The organism is Methylocella sp., from assembly GCA_037200525.1.
In the GTDB taxonomy this organism is placed as follows: Bacteria; Pseudomonadota; Alphaproteobacteria; order Rhizobiales; family Beijerinckiaceae; genus Methylocapsa.
Genome location: JBBCGG010000001.1, coordinates 251,200 through 272,528 on the forward strand (window position 1 = coordinate 251,200; position 21,329 = coordinate 272,528).

Consider the following 21,329-nt stretch of genomic DNA (forward strand, 5'->3'; position numbering starts at 1 on the left):
TTTTGGAGATCCTAAGCTTTCTTGCGCGACGAATCACCCAAGGCCTCGTCATCGTCTTTCTGGTGTCGGCGCTGATCTTCACGTTGCTGCGAGTGGTCCCTGGCGACCCGGTCCGCCTTATGGCGGGCGGGATGGCGCCGGAAGCTTTGATCAACGAAATCGCCACAAAGATGGGACTTCGCGACCCGATTCCGGTCCAGTTCATGCGCTACATGGGCCATGTCGCGCGGGGCGATCTCGGCGAGTCCTTCGTGCGGCCGGCCAACGGGGCCTCCACCGGCGGTTCGAGCTTCGACGATTCAACGCGCGGCGAGCGGGCGAAGGTCCTCGATCTCATCGGCGAAACCCTGCCGATGACGCTGCAATTGGCGGCGGTCGCGGTCGCGATGGCGCTTTGCATTTCAGCGCTCATCGGCATTCCGGGCGGCTTGGCCCCTGGCCGCTGGCCGGACCGGCTCGCGTTCTACCTGTCGTCGATTTTCATATCCCTGCCCAATTTTTGGCTGGGCATCGTTCTGACGCTGCTGTTGTCGGTTAAGCTAGGCTGGCTGCCGGCCATCGGATACGGCGGTTTTGCCTATACTCTGCTGCCAGCGCTTGTCCTCGCGGTTGAACTGTCGCCGGTGCTCATCCGCACCCTAACCGGGTCGCTTACCTCAATCATGCAGGAGCCATTCATCGCCGTCGGCGCCGTGCGGGGCCTCAGCCGCCGGCGCATTATTGCGAACCATGCATTGCGCAACGCCTCGGTGCCGCTCCTGAACTTGCTCGGCGTCCAATTCAGTGGGCTGCTCGGCGGCGTGCTCATCGTGGAATACATCTTCGACTACCCAGGTCTCGGGCTGCTGACGATCAATGCAGTGTTGCAGCGCGATTTTCCATTGATCCAAGGCATCGCCATCGTCACAAGCGCTATCTTCGTCTTCATCAACATCGCCGTCGATCTCGCCGCAACGATGATCGACCCGAGACTCGAATACTGATGAGCGCCGTCGACGCCATAGGCCTCGCCGAGCCGGTCAAGCGCGCCGGAGGCTCCGTAGCGCGGCGGATCTGGCGGCTCGCCATCGCATCCACGGAGTTCCGCATTGGGCTTGCGGTCTTCCTGATGCTCGCTATCGCCACGGCGATCTATCCCGAACTCAGCGGCATCGATCCGACGCACATGGACGTGAAGGCGCGTTTGCTCGGCCCGATGTTCCTGGGGCCGCATTGGAGCGTCGCGCACCCGCTTGGCACGGATCAGATCGGCCGCGATATGCTGGTGCGCTGCCTTATCGGGCTGCGCTATTCGTTCTTGATCGGCGTCGCGACTGTTATTTTGATGCTCTTCATCGGATGCGCCCTCGGCCTGTTCGCCGGTTATTATGGCGGCATCATCGATACCCTGATCATGCGTCTGACTGACGCGCAGCTGTCGATCCCGATGATCATTCTCGCGATCGCGGTTCTGGGCGTTTCGCGACCGACCATCCCCGCGATTATCCTCGTCCTTGGCCTCTCAAGTTGGCCAGTTTATGCACGGGTGATGCGGAGCGTTGTGATGAACGAGCGGGGCCGCGAATATGTCCGCGCCGCACAGATCATGGGCGCGTCGGATTGGCGCATCATGGTCGGCCTTATCGCGCCGCTGGTGCTGCCGCCGATCATTTTCGTGTCTGTCCTCGACATCGCCCGGATGATGATCTTCGAATCGATCCTCGGCTTCATCGGCCTTGGCGTGCAGCCGCCGACGCCGACGTTCGGCAACATTATAGCCGATGGCCGCAAGTATCTCTTGGATGCTTGGTGGATCGCCACGGTGCCCGGCATTTTTCTGTGCCTGAACTTGACAAGCATCAATCTTATGGGCGCCTCGCTTGAACGCGCGCGTCATCGGATCTTTGGGGGACTGGCATGAGCTCCTTGGAGCCGATCCTGCGCGTCCGCAACCTTTCCGCCGGCATAGCGGGCGCAGAATGCTCGATCATCGCCGACGTCAGCTTCGACCTCGCGCCGCGCGAGATACTCGGCATCATCGGGGCGACCGGGTCCGGTAAGACGGTGTTGTCCCGAGCGATCGTCAATTGGCTCGAGCCGCCGCTCGTTGCGACAGGCGGATCAGTGTCCTTCAAGGGCCAGGACATATTGCATCTGCCAGGCCGCGCGATGCGCGGGCTGCGGCGGGAGATCGCATATGTTGGCGCCAATCCCATGGGCGCGCTCGATCCAACGCTGGCGGTAGGGCCTCAGATCGTGGAGAAGCTCCATGCGGTCGCGCCCGAGGTCGGCCGCGATGAGGCGAAGCGACGGGTCATCGAGCTTCTTGACGCCGTGCGGATTCCATCGGCGCGGACGCGCTTTCACGACTTTCCTTCGCAGTTCAGCGGAGGAATGATGCAGCGCGCGCTTATCGTTGACGCTCTTGTCTCGAACCCAGCCTTTCTCGTCGCGGATAATGTCACGCAGCCGCTCGATGTCACCGTGGCCGCTCAGGTGCTGCGGCTGCTGCGCGAACTGACCGAGCGGTTTGAAACGGCGATTGTTTTCGTCTCATCATCGCTTCCGATCGTCTGCGATGCCGCCAACATGATCCTCGTTCTCGACGAGGGGAGGGTGGTTGAGCAGAAATCGAGAGATGCGCTGATCGCTCATCCCTCGCACCCCTATACCGTCGATCTGCTCGCTCGAACGCCGAAGATCTGGAGCGGCACGTCGACGCCGACGCGCCCGCAGGCAATTGGAGAGCCTGTGCTCAGCGTCCGCGGCGCTTCGCGCAGCTATCATCTGCGGCGGCGCGGCAGTTTTGCCGGCAAGAGTGAAGTTCGCGCAGTGCGCAACGTAAACTTCGATGTCTATGCCGGCGAAAACTTTGGCATCGTCGGCGAGTCCGGTTGCGGTAAATCCAGTCTCATGCGGCTGCTCAGCCGCCTGGAGCGCCCTGACAGCGGCCAGATCCTGTGCGGCGGCGTCGATATGGCGACGTTATCTGGTCGCGAGCTTCTGGCCTTTCGGCGCAAGGTGCAATTGGTGCTTCAGGACCCATTCGGGTCGCTCCCGCCGCGCACGGCGATCGGAGCGATGATCGAGGCGCCGTTGCGGGTTCATGGCGAGCGGGACGGCAAGGTCCGCCGTGAGCGCGTTCTCGCCATGATGCGGGAAGTCGGGCTCTCGCCAAACCTGTACGATCAGCTGCCGCTTGGCCTCAGCGCAGGCCAGCGTCAGCGGATCAACGTCGCGCGCGCGATGATTCTCGAACCGCATATTCTGATCATGGATGAGACGCTGTCGGCCCTAGACCAGTCGGAGCAATTGAAGCTGCTCGACCTGTTCGAGAGGCTACAGGCCAAGCACCGGCTGACCTACATTTTTATCTCGCACGATATGGCCCTGGTGCGGCGGACTTGCGACCGCGTAGCCGTGATGTACTTGGGCGAGGTTGTCGAGGTCAGCCGCAACGAGCGTCTGTTTTTCGATCCCGGTCACCCCTATAGCCGCGCGCTTCTCAGCGCCATACCGACCTTGGAGGAGCGGCGCTACCGAGCCGAAGATTGCCTGCTCGATGGCGAACCGCCGAACCCAATTGATCTGCCCATCGGCTGCGGCTTCGCCGGTCGTTGCCCCAATGCCTACGATCGTTGCCGGGCTGAGAGCCCTAATCTTCTGGCGCGCGGCGACCACGATCTTGCGGCCTGCTTCCTGGTTGAGACGAAATGGGCGCCGGCGCTGGAGGAGGCGCACCCATGATGCCCGGCGCCGCCGCCCCCCAAATTTGCCTTGATTCCAGCCCGGTTACGCTGCATGCGAGAGCGTTGGCGAAGCGCCCGCCCCGCCCGATGAGAATCCTGGCTATGCCCCTTCCCGATCTGAGGCTCAATGTGATCCTCACGGAACTCGCAAAAAATGGTCGCGTCTTCGTAAAGGACCTTGCCGGTCAGCTCAAGGTTAGCCGCGAGACCATCCGCCGCGACCTCAAACAGCTGGAGCTCGATGGCCGCCTCCGCTGCGCATATGGGGGCGCCGTCCAATTGTCTGCTGGCGGCGACCAGCCCGTCGTCCTTCGCATGCGCGTCAATGCGCGTGAGAAGGCGAGGATAGCAGTGCAGGCAGCGAAACTCGTCAAAGACGATACGACCATCTTTATCGACGCAGGTACGACGACGCTTGCCTTTGCGCGCCACCTTCTCCAGCGCCGTCGCGTCCACATCTTCACGAATTCTCTTGATATCGCACAACTTTTTGCAACCGATTCAGATGGCGACGTGACGTTGATCGGGGGGCGCCTGCGCGCTGACTACCGAGCGCTCCTGGGTCCGTTGACAATCGAGGCGATCGACAATCACGTTTTCGATGCGGTCTTCATCAGCGTCGCCACCGTCGATTACACCCACGGTTTCATGGACTTCGGCCAGGAGGAGGCTTCGCTTCGGCGGGCGCTCGCAAAACACACGAAGGATGTCGTGATGTTGGCGGACAGCGCAAAGTTCGGCCGGACCGCCTCTATCCGTACGCTCGACCTTCGTCAGGTACAGCGCCTAGTGACCGATGCAAAATTGCCTGCGGATTTCGCCGCTAGGCTTAAAGAAGCTGGAGTAGAAATTTTATATGCTTAAAACACCAACGATCGCCGAGACGCCTGTCGTCGATGCGGGCGAATTGCATGCCATGATGGAAGAAGTCTCGACCTTTGGCGGCGGCGCTGACGGCGCCATGACGCGCCTGACGCTCTCTTCCGAGGACCGGGCTGCACGGGACTGGTTCGCGGCTTTCATAGCCCATGAAGGCATGAAGCTTGAGATCGACGGCATCGGAAATATGTTCGGGATCCTTGACTGGGCCGGGCAGGATGCGCCCTCGGTGATGACCGGATCACATCTCGACAGCCAGCCCAATGGGGGACGGTTCGACGGAGCCTACGGCGTCGTAGCGGCCTGCGCATCGGTGCGGGCGCTGAAGCGGCATATCAAAAAGACGGGCGCGACGCCCAAGGCGAATATCGTCATCGTCAATTGGACCAACGAAGAAGGGGCGCGGTTCCAACCAAGCCTTCTCGGGAGTGGGGTCTATGCCGGCGAGATCGATCTCAACTTCGCGCTTGCCCAGAGGGACGGAAATGGAGTCAGCGTCGGCAAGGCCCTCGATCTCATTGGTTACCGCGACCAAGCGGCGCCGCCGATTCCGGACGCCTATATCGAGCTGCACATCGAAGGCGCCGACAAGCTCGAGAAGGCGGGGGTGCGCTTTGGGGCCTTTCAGCGGTTTTGGGGCGCCACAAAATATCGGCTCGCTTTCATCGGCAGGCAGTCGCACACCGGCCCGACGCCGATGGCGGACCGCCGCGACGCCCTCCTCGGCGCGGCCTACCTCATCGCCGATTTGAAGGCGATCGCAGACAACGCTGGCGTCGAGCTCCATACGTCTGTCGGCCGGCTCGAGGTTTACCCTAACTCTCCAAACGTCGTGGCGGGCGAAGCCGTGTGCTTTATTGAGCTGCGCTCAGGCTCTCCGGAAATCCTGGCCAGCGCAGAGGCTGACCTGAACGCCGCGATCGAACGCTCGTCGGCCAAGGCCGGCGTCAGTTTCGAGATTCGCAGCGTCGATCGCCGACGCGCCGGGCCGATGGATCCTCGCCTGGTGGGTCTTGCGCAGGAGATCGCGGGGAACCTCGGTGAGAAGACGCTTTTGCTCGACACTATCGGCGGCCACGATGCCGTCAGCATGGCTGCTGTTTGTCCCTCGATCGTCATCGCGGTGCCGAGCGTCGGCGGCGTGATGCATCATCCGGCCGAGTTCACAAGCGAAGCGGATCGCGAACTTGGGGTCAGTATCCTCACCGGGATGCTCTGGCGCTTTTGCGCGGAGGGCGACATCCTGGAGAAGGAGCCGCGCTGATGGATGGCGTCCAGTGACCGCGCTCGGAGAGGCGACGTCGGCGACCGAGCGCGCCGCCGAGAAGGTCATCGCAGCGATTCCGGCATGGGCTAACGCGACGATCGCCTACCGAACCGCGACTGTGCCGGTTATATCGACCATGCACCGCTCTGTGGACTCGGATGGATTCGCCGTCGACGTCGATGGCGCGCCGTTCTTCCTGAAGATCACGCACCCCGAGGCGCGGCCTTGGATCGACATGGCCTGCGTCTTCGAGGCCGCGTCGAGCGCCACAGCCGCCGGCGTTGCTCCCGCGCCGCGCTACTATCTGCCCGACTTGCACGCGATCGTCTTTGAAAGGCTGGACGAATCTTGGCGAACAGCGATGATGAGCGATCTTCAGAACCCCGACATCATTGCCGCGATCTTGACCGCCAAGAAGCGCATTCACATCGGCGCTCGATTCAAGCGTGACTGGTCGATCTTCGACGGCATAACCGCCGTGAAGGCGAAGCTGGCCGGCAGCGGGGCCGAACTCGACTCGGATATCTGGTGGCTGTGCGACGCGGTTGCCGACATCGAGGCCGCTTTCCGAGCTGCAGGGACGGATAGCGTACCCTGCCACGCCGACGGCCTTGCCTCCAACATCATGATCGGACCCGGCAATGCTATACGCCTCGTCGACTTCGATAACTCCTGCAACACCGATCCGCTCTACGAGCTCGGAAGTCTCCTTAACGAGGCTTTTGCTTTTGCGGAGCAGATGCGCCCGGTGATCGAGCGCTACGAGGGATCCGTTCGGGAGGTCACTCTCAATCGATGTCGGCTCTATGGAATCGCCGACGACCTCTACTGGGGTCTTTGGGCGAGCTTGATGAACGTGACCTCGGAACGCCGCGGAATCGAATTCTTAAAATACGCGAAGTGGCGCCTGCTGCGGTGTCGAATGGCGGTTCGCGACTATGATTTCGAACGTATGCTGAGGACCATATGATGACGAATCGCGATGCCGCAAGCCTGGAGGCCGGGAGAGCGTTCGGGACCGCAGAGTCCGATGACGAGCGAGAGCTAGAGGCCGCTCTCGCCGAAATCACGCCATGGCGTGGACGGATTCTCGGCTATAGCCCGGTCCTTGGCGGCATCAGCAACACTAATTGGCGAATTGTTGTGGCCGGAGAGCAAGGAGCTTTCTTTCTCAAGATGCCTGGTCGCGGCACGGAAATGTTCATCGACAGGGGCGCGGCGTTTGACGCCAGTCGACGCGCGCAGGCAATCGGCATCGGTCCCCGTATCTACGAGTATCTCGCCCATCGCGGGATCGAGATTACCGATTTCATCACGGGTCGACGGCCTTGTTCCAATGCCGATTTCGGCGATCCTGATATTCGCGCCTCCGCCGTCGCAACCTACCGCGTCTTCAATGATTCCGGTCTGCTGCCGCTGACCAAGACGGTATTTGATATGATTGATGAGCACGTCGACCAGGCGCAAAGCCTTGGGGGCGCTTCGCCGCCTGATGCGGCGTGGCTCTTCAAGCAATATCGCCTGGCGCGCGCCGCCCTCGAGGCGTCGGGCATTGACATGGTTCCTTGCTTCAACGATCCGATGCCCGGCAACTTCATGCTGGGCGTCGACAAATCCATCATGCTGATCGATTACGAATACAGCTCGAACAATGACCGCTGCTACGATCTCGGCGTCTGGTGCGGCGAGATGTTTTTTTCCGAAGACATTGAAGCGGAAATCATCGAGGCCTATTTCGGTAGGTTCGATCCGGCGATGAAGGCGCGGCTCGTCGTTCACAAGGCGCTCGCCGACATCAAGTGGTCGACCTGGGCCATGGTCCAAAGCAAAATTTCGACGCTGGACTTCGACTTTTTCAAGTACGGCGCGTGGAAACACATGCGCGCCCGCTCGGTCATGCGCGACCCACGCTGGGTCGACTATTTGCGACAGGTTTAACGATGACAGAACCGTCTCCAATGGCCTTCGATCCGCTCGATTGGCGTGAGGCCGTCGCCTTCGCCCAGGAGCTAGCGGACGCCGCGCGTCCGATAGCGATGGCTCATTTTCGTGGAACATTCGAGAAGTCGATAAAAGCGGATGGCTCGCCCGTGACGATCGCCGACCGCGATATCGAGCAGGAGCTGCGCGCTCGCATCCTAGCCCGCTATCCCGAGCATGGCATATATGGCGAGGAATTCGGCGCCAAAGTTCGGCCGCATACCTGGGTTGTCGACCCGATCGATGGCACGAAGAGCTTTATAACCGGCATGCCGCTATTCGGCACGCTGATCGCATTGGTCGAAGACGATAAATCCGTTGTTGGCGTCATCGACCTGCCGGCGATGAACGAGCGCTGGGTGGGGACGCCGGACGGTGCGTGGTTGAATGGGTTGCCGGCTCTGGTCAGCGGCTGCGCGACGCTCTCCGAGGCGCGTCTTTACACCACCTCGCCGGACAGCTTCTCCAGCGGGGGGCTCATGGCCTACGAGCGGCTGAGTAAGGGCGTCGCGCTGCGGCGTTTCGGCGGCGATTGCTATACTTATGGCCTCCTAGCCTCGGGGCACTGTGATCTCGTCGTCGAAGGAGGTTTGAAGCCGTACGACTACATGGCGTTAGTCGCTGTCGTTGAGGGGGCAGGAGGCGTGATGTCGGACTGGGCAGGTCAGCCGCTCGACCTCCTTTCTGACGGTCGGGTTATCGCTGCCGCGACGCCAGAGCTCCATAGCCAGGCGCTGGCGCTGTTGACGAAACCTTGAAAAGGCCAGGTTCTTCGTGGCACGCCTCCACTGCCGCGCCGAAGCCGGCATAACCGCGAAGCTACCGGTGCACCGTAGGTAAGCGTACCAAAACCAAACATGCGACGGAACGTGACCGCGCTCGAAAAGCTGATATGGCGAGCGTTGTCAGAAAGAGCGACAGCCATAACGGTGGCCCACAGATTGGCCGCCGAGCACCCCGCAATTCGGATCCGCTCGACGAGCAGAACTTCGTCGTGAGCATCATCAATATGCTGGAGCAAAGCCCCGAGTGGAGCAGCGCGGCGGTGATCATCGCCTACGACGACTCGGATGGCTGGTACGACCACGAAAATCACCTCGTCAATCCGTCAGCCAGCGCTCAGGACGCGTTCCTTGGAGCGCAGATGTGTGGTCCCTTGGGAACTTCCGTCGCTCCCGGCGCGCCACCGGTCAATGCGCTGCCCGGCGTCAACGGGAAGCCCGTCAACGGCCGCTGCGGCGACGGCGCGCGTCAGCCTCTGCTGGTCATTTCCCCCTTCGCGAAACCGAATTTCGTCGATCATACATCGACGGACCAAGCATCGATCCTTCGCTTTATCGAAAACAACTGGCTCGGAGGCGTCCAGATTGATGCGGGGTCGTACGACACGATCGCCGGATCGGTAAACAATATGTTCAACTTCAATCAAAGCCCGAATCCGAAGTTGACCCTCGATCCCAATCTCGGCGCGAGAGAATCTAACTGAGCGTCGCCGTCCTTAAATATGAGACCTCGTCCAATTGACGATCATTTCCAATGACGCGCTTCCGCGAAGGCGCATCGATTTTCAAACGGGCCTCGTATATGCGGCTGTCCCTGGCTGGCCATGCCGCCGCTGACGGCGAACTCTCGGTCGTCGGCGCGCCCTCTGCGGCAATAAAGCGCGGCTCAGTAACCTCGATTGTTTTATTTTGCCTTGGCCGACGCTCTTTCCACACCCCGACATCCTTGACCGAGGCCTTGGCGGCCTGAAATTAGCTCAGCGCCTCAAGCGCGACCTGGTAAAAGTCTTATTTGGCGTTTAGGGGTTCTTTCCTGGACGAAAGACAAGGAGATGTCGAAATGAAGACGACAACATTGAAGCTGGCGCACATCGCTGTAGGCGCGGCGGCTTTCGCAACGGCTTTCATTCTACCGGCTGCCGCCAAGGATCGTTATAACGAGGCCCACTGGCATAGGACGCACCGCCACCATCATCTAGCCGCCGAGCGTCCTCTTACAGTTACGAAGCGATTGTATCGCGAGCCGGTCGTCGCCGCTTCAGATCCTTTCCACGGGCCGGCCGCGATCTTCACCGCTCCAATCGCGATTGCCGCGACCATAGTCAGCTTACCTTTCCGAGCGGCGGGGGCAGTGTTTCCGGCTTATGGAAATCCGGCAAGCAATCCGCTGGTCCTGATAGGCGCTCCGATACACGTCGTGGGACAGGTCGCACAATTCCCATTCTATGTCGCCGGCAGCGCATTCGGCGCGGCTCCAAACGCGTTCTAGTCCATTTTCGATGTGAACGATTCCGCTCTAAGGCGGACGGCGAAGCTTGTCGGGGCAGGTGATGCCCCGAAGGGTTTCCATTTTAGCTTGTGCTTTTCCACGCCGCCGAGCGCCGTTCGGCCCTGATGTTCAACATAGCGCCTCGCAAAGCGAGACCCGCTCTGATGATCAATCTAAGCTGGCATGGATGCTCCGCGCCAAGCTGCGGACAGATCAATCGCTTCGGAGCAAAGACCCGCTGGCGCCTATGTGAGACGACCGTGTGAGACGGAACCAAAAATATGGTTGGCGTCTTCGTCGAGTTTGAAACAAACTCCCGGAAGGAACGCTAGCTCGGGAGCACGCCACCCGCTTGCGCAAACTAGGCGAGAACCTGCTGCTGAGTCGCGCCCACGCCAGTCTCATGCTGACCGAAGGGCCGGCAGCGCCGGATCGAGGAAGTCGAGCTGAGGAAGCTCTGACGCCATGGCGCCGGCCGGAACAAGCGCTAGACGACCGGCCGAAAGAGCGCGTCCAGGACCACCCTGGACGCGCAGCCTCAAAGGCTCCTACTTCAGCTGACCCTTGCTCAGCACGCCATAGCTCTGCTGCGTGCTGCCGTTGATCAGCGTGATCGACGCTTGATCCGGAAGATCCGCGAAGTCCTGCGGATCCATAGAGAACACGACCGTCTTGGTATCGCCGTTCTCGCCGTAGCCGCCAACGAGCAATTCCTTGCCGCCGACGTTCAGGGTCATTAGCGAGTCCTTCACTTCAACCGGCTCCGGACTTTTGAGCTTCAGCTGAATGGTGCGGGCGCTCGTCACGAGGGCCCGTGTTCCAACCGCCGGCGCACTGCTTCCGTAGCTCAAGGACTCGACGACGCCTTGGCCTGCCCCCATGGGGTGATCCAGTTTGAATGTTAGTGCATTGTCGGCCCTGGCGCTATTGCTGGCGTGGCGGGCGAAGCTGGTCCGGATTGCGAAGCCGGCCATTGCAGGGTCTCCGGGGCTGGCGGCTTGTAGCCCAGCGATGAGTGCGGGCGCACGGTGTTGTAGTGGCGTCGCCATCGCTCAATGACGACCTTCGCCTCCTTGAGAGTGTAGAAGATTTCACCATTCAAAAGCTCGTCGCGCAGCTTCGAGTTGAAGCTCTCGCAATAGCCGTTCTCCCAGGGACTGCCCGGCATGATGTAGGCGGTCTTCGCGCCGACGGCGGCAATCCAGTCACGCAACGCCTTGGCGATGAACTCCGGGCCGTTGTCGGAACGAATGTGGATCGGAACCCCTCGCAAGATGAAGAGGTCCGAGAGAACGTCGATGACGTCCGCTGCCTTCAGCTGCCGGTTAATCCTGATCGCGATGCATTCGCGGGTAAATTCGTCGATGATATTCAGCATGCGATATTTCCTGCCATCATGAGTGCGGTCCTCGACGAAGTCATAGGACCAGACGTGGTTGGGGCATTGCGGGCGCAGCCGGACGCACGAGCCGTCATTGAGCCAGAGACGCCCGCGCTTGGGTTGTCTGGCCGGAACTTTCAGCCCCTCGCGTCGCCAGATCCGCTCGACCCGTTTGACGTTGACCTTCCAGCCTCGCTCCCACAACATCGCCGTGATGCGGCGGTAGCCATAGCGGCCGTACTGGATGGCGAGCGCCGTGATGTCGGCGATCAATGCCGCTTCGTCATCGGGCTTGGTCGGAACCTTGCGCTGCGTGGAGCGATGCTGACCGAGAACCCGGCAAGCGAACCGCTCGGAAACGCCATGTTCGGCGATCACATGCTCCACGCAGGCGCGACGACGCGCGGAGCTCAGAAGTTTCCCGAGGCAGCCTCTTTCAGGATCAGCTTCTCAAGCGTCAAATCGGACACCGCTCGACGGAGCCGCGTATTCTCCGCCTCCAGCTCCTTCAGCCGCTTCACCTGATCGCCCTTCAGGCCGCCGTATTCCGACCGCCATCGATAGTATGTAACTTCCGTCACCCCTATCGAGCGGATCGCCTCCGCGACCGGTCGCCCTTGCGCGCTAAGCACTTCGACTTGCCGTAGCTTCGCGACGATCTCTTCCGCCTTGTGTCTTTTCCTCGGCATTGCGCAGTCCTCCATCAGGCTCATAAGCCCATACTTCACGGAGGATCACTTTTCAGGGGGCAGACCACGACCTTGGCGGCGTGATACGTGACTACTGGAGCATGCACAACGGAAATTTCATACAGTGGGAGCATCGAACCGCCCGCGAATTTGGCGCGGTCATGAAGATTGCCGGCAACCAAGTTGTCTTCCAATACCAGACATCTCAGCAGTCATCCTCTGGCGAAGCCATGCCGAACGTGCCAACCGGCTAAAAGTTCCGGCTGAAAGATTTCGTCGTCGCGAAATAGCAGCAGCCCAAGCGAAGGCTCGCGCACTTGAGTCTGAGCGTCATATCGAGCCAAAGGACCTTCCTTCGGCGGTCGCAAGGAAGCAGGACAACTCATAAGGTCCTCAGTTGCCGATAGATGGCTTGTATTCTGACGCCAGCGATGTTCTCGGCGATCACAAAGTGCCTTTAAAATTTGAGGCCGAGCCGCCTGACGAAAAAGCGGAACGTAAGTGGCTGCAATCACAAATCTGGCCGTTGGCTTCTCGGCAGTTCACGGCGGTATTGACGTGCAGCCGGGTACGAGTATCGTCGAACGATGTCCGAAGATAACGCTAACCCCAGCGATCCCGCCCCTGCTGCCAAATCTGCGACTGAGCACGGCGAGGCGCAAACACGCCTGTTAAATGCTATTGACGCGAAGATCGGTGAAGTGCGAACCGACGCCATCGATCTAAGCTTCGGGGAAATCGTCAATCTCAAGCGCGATAATGAGATCCGGATCGACCCCGAGTATCAGCGGCTTTTCAGGTGGTCTGACGAACAACGGTCGCGACTGGTCGAATCGGTTCTCCTCCGACTACCAATCCCGCCGATTTTCTTCATCGAGAACGAGGACGGCCGTTACGAGCTTATCGACGGGCTCCAGCGTGTAAGCTCAATGGCTCAATTCATCGATGCTAGCGTCATAGATAAAGAGCCGTTGCAACTCGTGGGCTGCGATATTGTGCCCGAACTTAACGGCCTGACTTTCGATCAGCTTCCGCTCACTCTGCGCCTGCAACTGAAACGGTCAGCGGTTCGCGCGCTCATCATCAAACGTCAAAGTCGTGATTTTCTGCGGTACGAGATGTTCAAGCGGTTGAATACCGGTGGGTCTGAACTGAGCGAACAGGAACTCCGGAACTGCTCCGCCCGTATTTTTGGCCCGGCCGGCATCGCGTTCTACGAATTTCTGATCCGGCTTTCGGAAAAGCCGGAGTTCCAGCGCTTGACGGAAACACTCGCAGATTCTGACCAAGAGAAGCGAGGTCGTGAAGAGCTAGTCCTTCGGTTCTTCGCTGCAAATGATGGAGCCGAGTTCTATCACGGCAACGTTGCAGACTGGCTCAATGGCTACATGGATGGAGTCCTTCTAGGGGCCAAAAAATTTGATTACGACAAGCAGGAAGAGATCTTCAATCGCGTCTTCACAGCGATCGAAAGGGTCTCGGGGGAAGGCGCTTTCTGCAAGTTCAAGAATGACAAGGCCATAGGAGGTTTAGCGCCTGCATACTACGAAGCGATGGTCTGCTCCTTTGCGCACACGTTAGACCACATCGAAGCAGGAGATTCGCAACGAATCAATGCTGTCATTATAGAGGCGAGACAGTCCACCGGTTTCAAGCAGAACGTGGGTACTGGTGCGAATAAGCGGTCAAAGCTGTTTGGTCGCATCCAGGTACTAGGGCCCAGACCCATAAAATGGTTGGCGTGACAGGCGGATTGTGATTCACAGCTTCCGAAAGGAAGCGACTATGAATCGGGATCAATTCTGGCTGACGGACGCGCAGTTCGCGAAGATCGCGCCGCATCTTCCCACGGACACGCGCGGCAAGGCGGGCGTCGATGATCGCCGGGTGGTCAGCGGGATCATTCATGTGCTGAAATCTGGCGGACGCTGGATTGACGCGCCGCTGGAGTACGGGCCAAAGAAGACTCTCTACAATCGCTACGTTCGCTGGGCTGCTAAGGGCGTTTGGATCGATCTGTTCCACGCGCTTGCGCAAGCAGGCGGGCCGCCGGCGCAGGTCCTCATCGACTCCTCGGCGGTCAAGGCGCATCGCTCGGCCAGTGGCGGCAAAGGGGGGAGAAGAATCAGGCCATCGGCCGTTCGCGCGGCGGGCGCGGAGCTTATCGCGCGACTTCCTCCTTGCGAAATCCTCCATGGCGACAAGGGCTACGACGCAAATGCGATCCGTCGGCAGGTCGAGGAGCGCGGAGCTAATATCCCGCCCAAGGCCAATCGCAGGTGGAAGAACTGCTTCTCGCCCTTCCTCTATCGAAACCGCAACGCCATCGAACGCATGTTCTGCCGCCTGAAAGACTTCAGGCGCGTGGCTACCCGCTACGACCGAAACGCCATAAACTTCCTCGCCACAGTCTGCATCGCCGCTACCGTTTGCTACTGGTTGCGAGTCTGGACCCTAGGCAGTAGTGACGAATTACCTGAGCATGATAGCAATAGCGGCGAGCAATACGAAGCCTCGGTAGTTTGCGAGGAGCTTGTCGTATCGGGTTGCGACGCGCCGGAACTGCTTCAGTTTATTGAAGAAACGCTCGACGAGATTGCGCTCCTTGTAGAGCGCCTTGTCGTAGGGGAGCGGCGCGCGGCGATTGGATTTTGATGGGATCACCGGCTCAGCCTCACGCATAAGAACAGCCTTGCGCAAGTGATTGGCGTCATAACCTTTATCGGCGATGATCGCATCGGCCGCAAAGCCTTCGATCAGGGCGTGCGCTTTTGTGATGTCGTTGCGCTGCCCAGGTCCGAGAAGGAGCCGAACGGGGTTGCCGAGCGCGTCTGTCGCGGCGTGGATTTTGGTGCTCAAACCACCGCGAGAGCGGCCCAGGCCTTGGGCATCCGCCCCCCTTTGGCGATCCTTGCGCCGGCCGCGTGCTGATGGGCGCGCACGATTGTTGAGTCGATCATCAGCCATTCGAGATCGGCCTCGGCGGTGAATGCCTCAAGAAATCCGTCCAAGGCGCCGCGCTCGATCCAGCGATAGTAGCGGCGTTTCACCGCCTGATGGTCGCCGAAGCGTTCGGGCAGATCGCGCCAGCGGCCGCCCGAGCGGGCCATCCATAACAGCGCGTCGACGAAGCGTCGATTGTCGCAGCGCGGCCCGCGCTGGCCGGCTCTTCCGCCTGGCACAAGATCACAAAGCCGCTCCCATTGATCGTCTCGCAGCGCATCGACATCCCGAATCATCAAGGCTGATCTCCAAAAATCAGCCTTGAATCATGGAAAGATCCTCGCGAGAATCCCCCAAACGCCGAATTCGTCACAACGGCCTAGAAGAAGCTATCAAGAGCGCTTGAGATGCTGTCATCTCAGCTTCTCTCCACCATTGAAGACGAGTTGCGTTGGCGTGAAGCGGAGTTGGCTTTAGCCAAGATCCAGTTACAGCGTTCTCTGGGGGATGCGCCGCTATTTCGCTTCTCCTATCGCTGCTTCGTTGCGATGACCTACGCTCATTTTGAAGCCTACACTAAGCGGATTGTCGCACAGTCGATGCAGGACATCTTCGACGCAGGGCATCCTTGGTCCAAATGTCTCGCATCAATAAGGACCAATCTATTTGCGTCTGGCTTGCGTCAATCAATGAGTAAGCTGTCGAATGCCGACCTTGCTGAACGAGGAAGTCTAGGGGGCTGCTTGATAGACGACGTGCCCGCGCCCTCGCTGACCATAATTTTGGAGTGCGGCAACATGAATGTTGCGAACTTCTTCTGGGCTATAGAGAGCATCGGCCTGGAAGGGGCAAAATTTGCATTCGCCAGAAGCGACATAGGCAAACTTACGTCTTTGAGGCATGATTGCGCTCACGGCGAAGCTTTGATGTTTGATTCGACAAAGACTGAGGCGCAGCTCGCCTCGGACATGTACTCGCTTCAGTCCAGAATACTGACGCTGATGCGCACACTGGCCGTAGAAGTCGTCGATTTCTTCACGGCGACAGCGTTTTTAGTGAAGTAGCTATCGCTGCGCTTGCCGCCGCTGGTGGTCAAGACCGGAAGGGCCGCTTTGAAGCGCGCAACGTCGATCAACAGACGTTTGTTCATGGAAGTGATTTTCACAGGCCCAAGTCCTTCTTGTGCTACGGCAGTTGTGCTTCGCGATAGGCTTGTCGGACACTTTCATCTCGATGATTTTCAAGTTCCGAAAGCACTCTGCGAAGTTGGAGCGTGGCCTCGTCGAGAAATCCCCGGTCTGGGATCTCAATTCCATGGACGAGTTGGTTTCTGACTTGGCGAACATTCCTGATCGTCTCGAGGGCCTTCTGGGAGAGTTCGATCCTTTGCGCCCAGCCAACGATGTCGCGGCTCCTGTACGACGGGCTTTTGTCATTCAGCGCATGCGTGCGCTCGAGAATGATCCATGCCGAAAGAAAACGTCCGATGGCTTGGCTTCGGTGTGCCGCCATGGGTTGGGTCTGATCATAGATACTCGTGAAAGTGAGTCTCGCCTGCAGGTTGCTGTAGAAGCTATACAATTCGGGCCTTTTTCCGAGGATAATGTCAGCTATCTGATCCGAAATTGGCTCGTCTGTTGATAGAGAGTCCGGTTCTCCGACTTGTTCCTTTAGCTTGGTAGCGCTGTTGAGTTTGGCTTCGCGCAACAGTTCCCACATCAGGTCCACGCGGCCCAATTGCAGGTCTGACCTGGGCTTCGCGCCTTGCAGCCATCGGTGCAAATAGGCAGCCAGGTCATAATGGCTGTCGAACGGAGCGTCGTTCTCAGCTAACCTGCGCTGAAGGGCTCGTTGCAATCTTTCCAGCGCAACTTCACCAGTGAGGACCAAGCCGTTGACCTCGTCCAGAATGGCCTCCTCGTCTTCGGAAAGGTCTCCGCTCTCCGGTTTGTACATTAGGTCATGTTCAACCTCCGCCCATGCGTGCATCAAGACACTGCCGACCTGAATCTCTATTTTTGCAGTGGCATATTGCTTTTGCGCGTGGTCGAGGCTGCCGTCGTGAATGTAGACCCGATAATGATCGGCACGATATCCGTCAAAACGCTTCCCTTGGCGTTTAAGCTCCGCACTTTTCGGGAAGTTCCTTTCAAGGTCGATTAAAAAATTCTCCTTGAGAATCGACCCCACGCTCTCTCGGTCGCCAGGAAAGTAAAGGGCAATGCGCACACCCGCGAGATCAGCAATATCATCTCTGATCTGCTGCGATGATGCATAGCTTTGCTTCTGATCGCGCTCGCGCAGCTTAGTGAGCAACTTGATAGGGCGCTTCGCGCGATACGTCACGATGGCCCTTACACCGCGCGGGCCAAGCAGCGCTTCGCAGCGTTGGCTGCAGAGCCGAGCCGCTGCTTGGTAGTAATCGTACTCCCGCGTGTAGGCTGCGACAAATTCAGTGACGACTTCCTCCGACACGGCTTTCCCCTGCGGCCCCTGTCTTTACTGCCAGAAGTGTCCGATAATCACAATGCATATCAATGCGTCCATGCAGTGGCGTCGCAATTATCTCCGGTGCACCATTCGGATGTTGCTCACACACGACCCCTATTGGCTGTCTCCACGTTGACGTTTTCCTGCCGGATAGCACAGCGGAGGGCGGACGTTCGCGTGCGCAACGCTGCTAGAGCTATTGAGTGTCCTGGGAAACTCGCCATTCTCCCGGGCGGCCTTCTGGGCATCTCTCGCTGTATCGGTGTCCTGATCAGCCGCCGGAGTTTGCGAGAAGTAGTCGCGCTGCCCGGTCAACAAGTCAGCTAGCTTGTGAATCGATCGTGTCACGTCATGCGCAGCTTGATCAACCGGTGATCCAATTTAAATCATCCCGCAAGCTCTAATCACGGCGTCGCGGCAAGCCGTCATGGTCCGCACCGCCCGACAGCGCCTCGGCTTTCGGCGCAATTCTAATGGGGTCTAGGCGGCTTCGAGGCCGGGCTCAGGGCCTTCGGGTGGAAAGGTCGCTCTAACACGCTGCGCCCCAGATTCCCGCCATGATCAAGCTACCGATTTTCTTTGGACCGGTGCCTTTAAGCGAAGGGCGTTCGACTTGTAACACTTTCGCAAGAAAGGGCTTGATCCCCGCCCCGAATCGCGCCCAAGGTCGTCCTCAAGGGACAGGTTTTGGCCTCTGCGATTATCACGTTGGACATGCTAAGGCTTAGAAGTGTCAATTACGTGCTTCTACACAGCACGGGCCTCTCCCCAACCCCCCTGTCGAAATTAGCGGCGCAATGCCGGGGGCTTTTGCGCGCACATTTTTAGGGAATAGCCAACATGACGACGCAAGATGAAATAATCGATTGGGATCCACTGGATGATGACTTCGCCGCGATCTTAGGGCCCAGACCCATAAAATGGTTGGCGTGACAGGCGGATTGTGATTCACAGCTTCCGAAAGGAAGCGACTATGAATCGGGATCAATTCTGGCTGACGGACGCGCAGTTCGCGAAGATCGCGCCGCATCTTCCCACGGACACGCGCGGCAAGGCGGGCGTCGATGATCGCCGGGTGATCAGCGGGATCATTCATGTGCTGAAATCTGGCGGACGCTGGATTGACGCGCCGCTGGAGTACGGGCCAAAGAAGACTCTCTACAATCGCTACGTTCGCTGGGCTGCTAAGGGCGTTTGGATCGATCTGTTCCACGCGCTTGCGCAAGCAGGCGGGCCGCCGGCGCAGGTCCTCATCGACTCCTCGGCGGTCAAGGCGCATCGCTCGGCCAGTGGCGGCAAAGGGGGGAGAAGAATCAGGCCATCGGCCGTTCGCGCGGCGGGCGCACAACCAAAATCCACGCATTGACCGATGCGGACTGCCGCCCGCTGTCTTTCATGCTCACCGGCGGCCAAATCGCCGATTGCTCGGCGGGCGCGGAGCTTATCGCGCGACTTCCTCCTTGCGAAATCCTCCATGGCGACAAGGGCTACGACGCAAATGCGATCCGTCGGCAGGTCGAGGAGCGCGGAGCTATGCCGAATATCCCGCCCAAGGCCAATCGCAGGTGGAAGAACTGCTTCTCGCCCTTCCTCTATCGAAACCGCAACGCCATCGAACGCATGTTCTGCCGCCTGAAAGACTTCAGGCGCGTGGCTACCCGCTACGACCGAAACGCCATAAACTTCCTCGCCACAGTCTGCATCGCCGCTACCGTTTGCTACTGGTTGTGAGTCTGGACCCTAGGTCAGATCGAAGGAAAGCCAGAGTTAGAGCAATTCAAGGAATCAGTTGTAGCGGCTCGCGCCCTCTACAACCGAGGCATTACGAACTGCTTCACAACCGGGCAAATCCTAGCGAACATAGGTTGGGTGGCCGAAGAGACTTTCGGAATCGTATTGCCTTTTGATTACTCGATGAAAGGCAACCGTACTGTTGAAAGACACGACAGATTGCCGCCAGTCCTTCCCCTGCTGTTAGTTGCGCCGCCTTCTGCGACCTAAGACAATTGCGGGGAGGCGCTTTGCGCGTCTCCCTTGCCCGCAGCCCGGCGTCTGGATCACCCGGTCAGTTCGATACTCGTTCTTCTTTTCTGCTTCGAAGGTCTAGTGTTTGGATATGGTCAGGGGTCGGCTCAGGGACCCACTACCTTGTCCCAATCGATAGCATGGCCCGCAGCCTTCAGCTCCTTAGCCAAGGCCATTGTCCAGGCACCATACGCGTCGAACGGCGTCCACACGACGCCGAAAATGTCGGAAGGCAGCTCAACGTCGCCGTGCTTAATGGCGCATACGTTCTTTCGCCCGAGTTTTCCGATGAAGTAGCCAAGCTCAAGAATAACGTTTTGACGCGCGCGCGGAAGCAGCGCGCCATCCTTCGGACCGCCGATGTCATCGGGTGTTAAGAGGACGACAGCAAAGGCGACATCCGCATGAGCCTCGAATTTCTCAATAACCGTACGGCCCCGGTTAGACTGTTCGTGAAGAATTACGGGCGTGAAGTCTATCTTCCGCAAAAAGCTTGAGACTGCTTCGCGAGCCTCGCCGTTGTGGCCATGGACAATAAATACCTGGCGCCCAGCCGTTTCTTTTTGGGGAGTTGCAAGAACGGGCGGCAGGGATGAAGAGCCCTTCCGAACGATCTCCTCCTGAAGCCCTTTTACAGCTTGGCCAAGCAGCGCAATTGACTTCTCTTTGGCCTCTGAAAATTCGCGCTGCAGTTCGCCCGATGGCGGCCGTCCCTTGCCAGCGCTAAGAGACAGGACAGTAACACCAATTCGTGGGCGCAAGCTCGCGGCGCGCGCATACCGGTCAAATTCGATTGTATCCGCCCCGAAAGCCCGTTGCAAAGTTTCTTCGATGGCTTTCTCAAGCGCAATCACGCGAGGATCGTCATGCCGGGTGAGTGAACTTGGATCAAATGCCTCCAAGTCTGCAATTCTAGGTTTGATGCGTTCGACGGCGTCGCACATTTGATCCCGAGATAGTTCAGCAGGAGAAGGTACAGAGCCTGAGCTGGGGCGGCGCGCCATGCAAAATCCTCTTCAAGAATATATGGATTAAAATTTATCACAAAAAGGAGCCACTACCTTTCTATAGCGTCGGCGTGAGCGCTTACCACGCGCCGCAAGCATGCGCGGGGAGCGCTCCAAGAGCCAAAGGCTACGCTAAAGCTGCCGATAAGGTTTTTCCGATAAGGTTTTTGCTAAAGCCTAACAATGGTTATTTGTAAGTCATTGTTTTAATTGGCGTCCCGGAAGGGATTTGAACCCCTGACCTACGGTTTAGGAAACCGTTGCTCTATCCTGCTGAGCTACCGGGACGCATCGACGTCGGAGACGCTAGAGCGCCCGCTTCGGCGCGTCCCGATTTAGCATGTTCGCGCGGACGGGCAAACCCACTCGCCGGTCGTTCTTTCGAATTCCTTGACTTTGCCGCCCTAAAGCGCGAAAAAGCGCGCTGGTTCTCCCTTCCTACAAGGAGGAGCCTCTAGACCTTCCTTCAAAGAGAGGTTCTGGTGAATGAGCCGCCTTGCTTTGCGAAGCAAGCGGTGAACGTCCGGCAGCGCGTTGCGCCCCCGGGCGCGTTTTGCGTTGACGCGAACCTAGCCCCGATAAGATATCGGCTTTTCGGGGCGGGTTGTGCGGAAATTAAAGCCGAGCCCTCGTCGTTGGCGGGGATAAGGTTTGATCTTGAGAGGCTCG

17 protein-coding genes, 1 tRNA gene and 2 pseudogenes are annotated in these 21,329 nt (G+C 59.0%); 14 read left to right on the forward strand and 6 right to left on the reverse strand.

All coding sequences use genetic code 11. The annotated features are described in order from the left end of the window. Positions 1-2 precede the first annotated feature (2 nt). The 10 genes from WDN46_01215 to WDN46_01260 all read left to right on the forward strand — a co-directional run bounded on the left by WDN46_01215 (position 3) and on the right by WDN46_01260 (position 10,125). Positions 3-983 carry an ABC transporter permease gene (locus WDN46_01215; GenBank protein ID MEJ0092089.1) on the forward strand — a complete coding sequence of 327 codons (981 nt, stop codon included), beginning with the start codon at positions 3-5 and terminating at the stop codon, positions 981-983. Continuing rightward, a complete protein-coding gene (locus WDN46_01220; GenBank protein ID MEJ0092090.1) occupies positions 983-1,900 on the forward strand; it encodes an ABC transporter permease in 918 nt (305 codons plus the stop codon). The genes WDN46_01215 and WDN46_01220 overlap by 1 nt, the downstream gene beginning before the upstream one ends. Further along, positions 1,897-3,726 (forward strand): ABC transporter ATP-binding protein, encoded by a 1,830-nt coding sequence (locus WDN46_01225; protein MEJ0092091.1) that lies wholly within the window; start codon positions 1,897-1,899, stop codon positions 3,724-3,726. Before WDN46_01220 ends, WDN46_01225 begins: the two co-directional genes overlap by 4 nt. Positions 3,727-3,815: 89 nt before the next feature. Continuing rightward, positions 3,816-4,592, forward strand: a complete 777-nt coding sequence (locus WDN46_01230) for a DeoR/GlpR family DNA-binding transcription regulator (GenBank protein ID MEJ0092092.1) — start codon at positions 3,816-3,818, stop codon at positions 4,590-4,592. Further along, positions 4,585-5,871, forward strand: a complete 1,287-nt coding sequence (locus WDN46_01235; GenBank protein ID MEJ0092093.1) for a Zn-dependent hydrolase — start codon at positions 4,585-4,587, stop codon at positions 5,869-5,871. The genes WDN46_01230 and WDN46_01235 overlap by 8 nt, the downstream gene beginning before the upstream one ends. A gap of 13 nt (positions 5,872-5,884) precedes the next feature. Next, complete coding sequence (locus WDN46_01240) at positions 5,885-6,844, forward strand: aminoglycoside phosphotransferase family protein (GenBank protein ID MEJ0092094.1); 960 nt, start codon at positions 5,885-5,887, stop codon at positions 6,842-6,844. Next, on the forward strand, positions 6,841-7,812 hold the full coding sequence (locus WDN46_01245; protein ID MEJ0092095.1) for a phosphotransferase: 972 nt from the start codon (positions 6,841-6,843) through the stop codon (positions 7,810-7,812). Before WDN46_01240 ends, WDN46_01245 begins: the two co-directional genes overlap by 4 nt. A 2-nt stretch (positions 7,813-7,814) precedes the next feature. Continuing rightward, a complete protein-coding gene (hisN, locus tag WDN46_01250; protein MEJ0092096.1) occupies positions 7,815-8,612 on the forward strand; it encodes a histidinol-phosphatase in 798 nt (265 codons plus the stop codon). Between the two features lie 134 nt (positions 8,613-8,746). Further along, the gene (locus tag WDN46_01255) at positions 8,747-9,340 is read left to right on the forward strand and encodes an alkaline phosphatase family protein (protein MEJ0092097.1); all 594 of its coding nucleotides are present in this window, start codon (positions 8,747-8,749) and stop codon (positions 9,338-9,340) included. A gap of 356 nt (positions 9,341-9,696) precedes the next feature. Next, positions 9,697-10,125, forward strand: a complete 429-nt coding sequence (locus tag WDN46_01260; GenBank protein MEJ0092098.1) for a hypothetical protein — start codon at positions 9,697-9,699, stop codon at positions 10,123-10,125. A gap of 548 nt (positions 10,126-10,673) precedes the next feature. On the opposite strand, the gene WDN46_01265 is transcribed toward WDN46_01260, so the two are convergent. After that, entirely contained in the window at positions 10,674-11,099 is a 426-nt protein-coding gene (locus WDN46_01265; GenBank protein ID MEJ0092099.1) for a hypothetical protein, read from the reverse strand. Beyond that, positions 11,027-12,195, reverse strand: a protein-coding gene (locus WDN46_01270) for an IS3 family transposase (protein ID MEJ0092100.1) whose coding sequence is annotated in 2 segments (ribosomal slippage) — positions 11,027-11,931 and positions 11,931-12,195 — 1,170 coding nt in all. Because the reading frame shifts where the segments join, the coding sequence is not laid out codon by codon here. The genes WDN46_01265 and WDN46_01270 overlap by 73 nt, the downstream gene beginning before the upstream one ends. A 587-nt stretch (positions 12,196-12,782) precedes the next feature. Here WDN46_01270 and WDN46_01275 point away from each other — a divergent pair. Both WDN46_01275 and WDN46_01280 read left to right on the forward strand, forming a co-directional pair. Next, positions 12,783-13,940, forward strand: coding sequence for a DUF262 domain-containing protein (locus WDN46_01275; protein MEJ0092101.1), 1,158 nt, complete (start codon positions 12,783-12,785; stop codon positions 13,938-13,940). Positions 13,941-13,980: 40 nt separating this feature from the next. Then, positions 13,981-14,637: pseudogene (locus WDN46_01280) on the forward strand (transposase). A gap of 30 nt (positions 14,638-14,667) precedes the next feature. Here WDN46_01280 and WDN46_01285 read toward each other — a convergent pair. Further along, positions 14,668-15,434, reverse strand: a pseudogene (locus WDN46_01285) (IS5 family transposase). Positions 15,435-15,545: 111 nt separating this feature from the next. Between WDN46_01285 and WDN46_01290 the strand changes: the two are divergent. Then, positions 15,546-16,202, forward strand: coding sequence for an MAE_28990/MAE_18760 family HEPN-like nuclease (locus WDN46_01290; protein ID MEJ0092102.1), 657 nt, complete (start codon positions 15,546-15,548; stop codon positions 16,200-16,202). Between the two features lie 121 nt (positions 16,203-16,323). Here WDN46_01290 and WDN46_01295 read toward each other — a convergent pair whose 3' ends face one another. Beyond that, positions 16,324-17,613, reverse strand: a complete 1,290-nt coding sequence (locus WDN46_01295; protein MEJ0092103.1) for a RelA/SpoT domain-containing protein — start codon at positions 17,611-17,613, stop codon at positions 16,324-16,326. A 988-nt stretch (positions 17,614-18,601) separates the two neighbouring features. On the opposite strand from WDN46_01295, the gene WDN46_01300 reads away from it, so the two are divergent. Further along, positions 18,602-19,359 (forward strand): IS5 family transposase gene (locus WDN46_01300; protein ID MEJ0092104.1). Its coding sequence is split into 2 segments (ribosomal slippage): positions 18,602-18,941 and positions 18,941-19,359, totalling 759 coding nucleotides; the frame shifts between segments, so codons are not numbered across the junction. Positions 19,360-19,760: 401 nt separating this feature from the next. Here WDN46_01300 and WDN46_01305 read toward each other — a convergent pair. Together WDN46_01305 and WDN46_01310 are read right to left on the reverse strand one after the other, a co-directional pair. Further along, positions 19,761-20,597, reverse strand: a complete 837-nt coding sequence (locus WDN46_01305) for a nucleotide-binding protein (GenBank protein MEJ0092105.1) — start codon at positions 20,595-20,597, stop codon at positions 19,761-19,763. Between the two features lie 274 nt (positions 20,598-20,871). Then, a tRNA-Arg gene (locus tag WDN46_01310) sits at positions 20,872-20,948 on the reverse strand. Positions 20,949-21,329: the final 381 nt, after the last annotated feature.

Coding starts and splice junctions, on each gene's coding strand:
- WDN46_01220 (MEJ0092090.1), top strand. CDS start 983: ATGAGCGCCGTCGACGCCATAGGCCTCGCCGAGCCGGTCAAGCGCGCC.
- WDN46_01225 (MEJ0092091.1), top strand. CDS start 1,897: ATGAGCTCCTTGGAGCCGATCCTGCGCGTCCGCAACCTTTCCGCCGGC.
- WDN46_01230 (MEJ0092092.1), top strand. CDS start 3,816: ATGAGAATCCTGGCTATGCCCCTTCCCGATCTGAGGCTCAATGTGATC.
- WDN46_01235 (MEJ0092093.1), top strand. CDS start 4,585: ATGCTTAAAACACCAACGATCGCCGAGACGCCTGTCGTCGATGCGGGC.
- WDN46_01245 (MEJ0092095.1), top strand. CDS start 6,841: ATGATGACGAATCGCGATGCCGCAAGCCTGGAGGCCGGGAGAGCGTTC.
- hisN (MEJ0092096.1), top strand. CDS start 7,815: ATGACAGAACCGTCTCCAATGGCCTTCGATCCGCTCGATTGGCGTGAG.
- WDN46_01255 (MEJ0092097.1), top strand. CDS start 8,747: ATGGCGAGCGTTGTCAGAAAGAGCGACAGCCATAACGGTGGCCCACAG.
- WDN46_01260 (MEJ0092098.1), top strand. CDS start 9,697: ATGAAGACGACAACATTGAAGCTGGCGCACATCGCTGTAGGCGCGGCG.
- WDN46_01265 (MEJ0092099.1), bottom strand. CDS start 11,099: ATGGCCGGCTTCGCAATCCGGACCAGCTTCGCCCGCCACGCCAGCAAT.
- WDN46_01275 (MEJ0092101.1), top strand. CDS start 12,783: ATGTCCGAAGATAACGCTAACCCCAGCGATCCCGCCCCTGCTGCCAAA.
- WDN46_01290 (MEJ0092102.1), top strand. CDS start 15,546: ATGCTGTCATCTCAGCTTCTCTCCACCATTGAAGACGAGTTGCGTTGG.
- WDN46_01305 (MEJ0092105.1), bottom strand. CDS start 20,597: ATGTGCGACGCCGTCGAACGCATCAAACCTAGAATTGCAGACTTGGAG.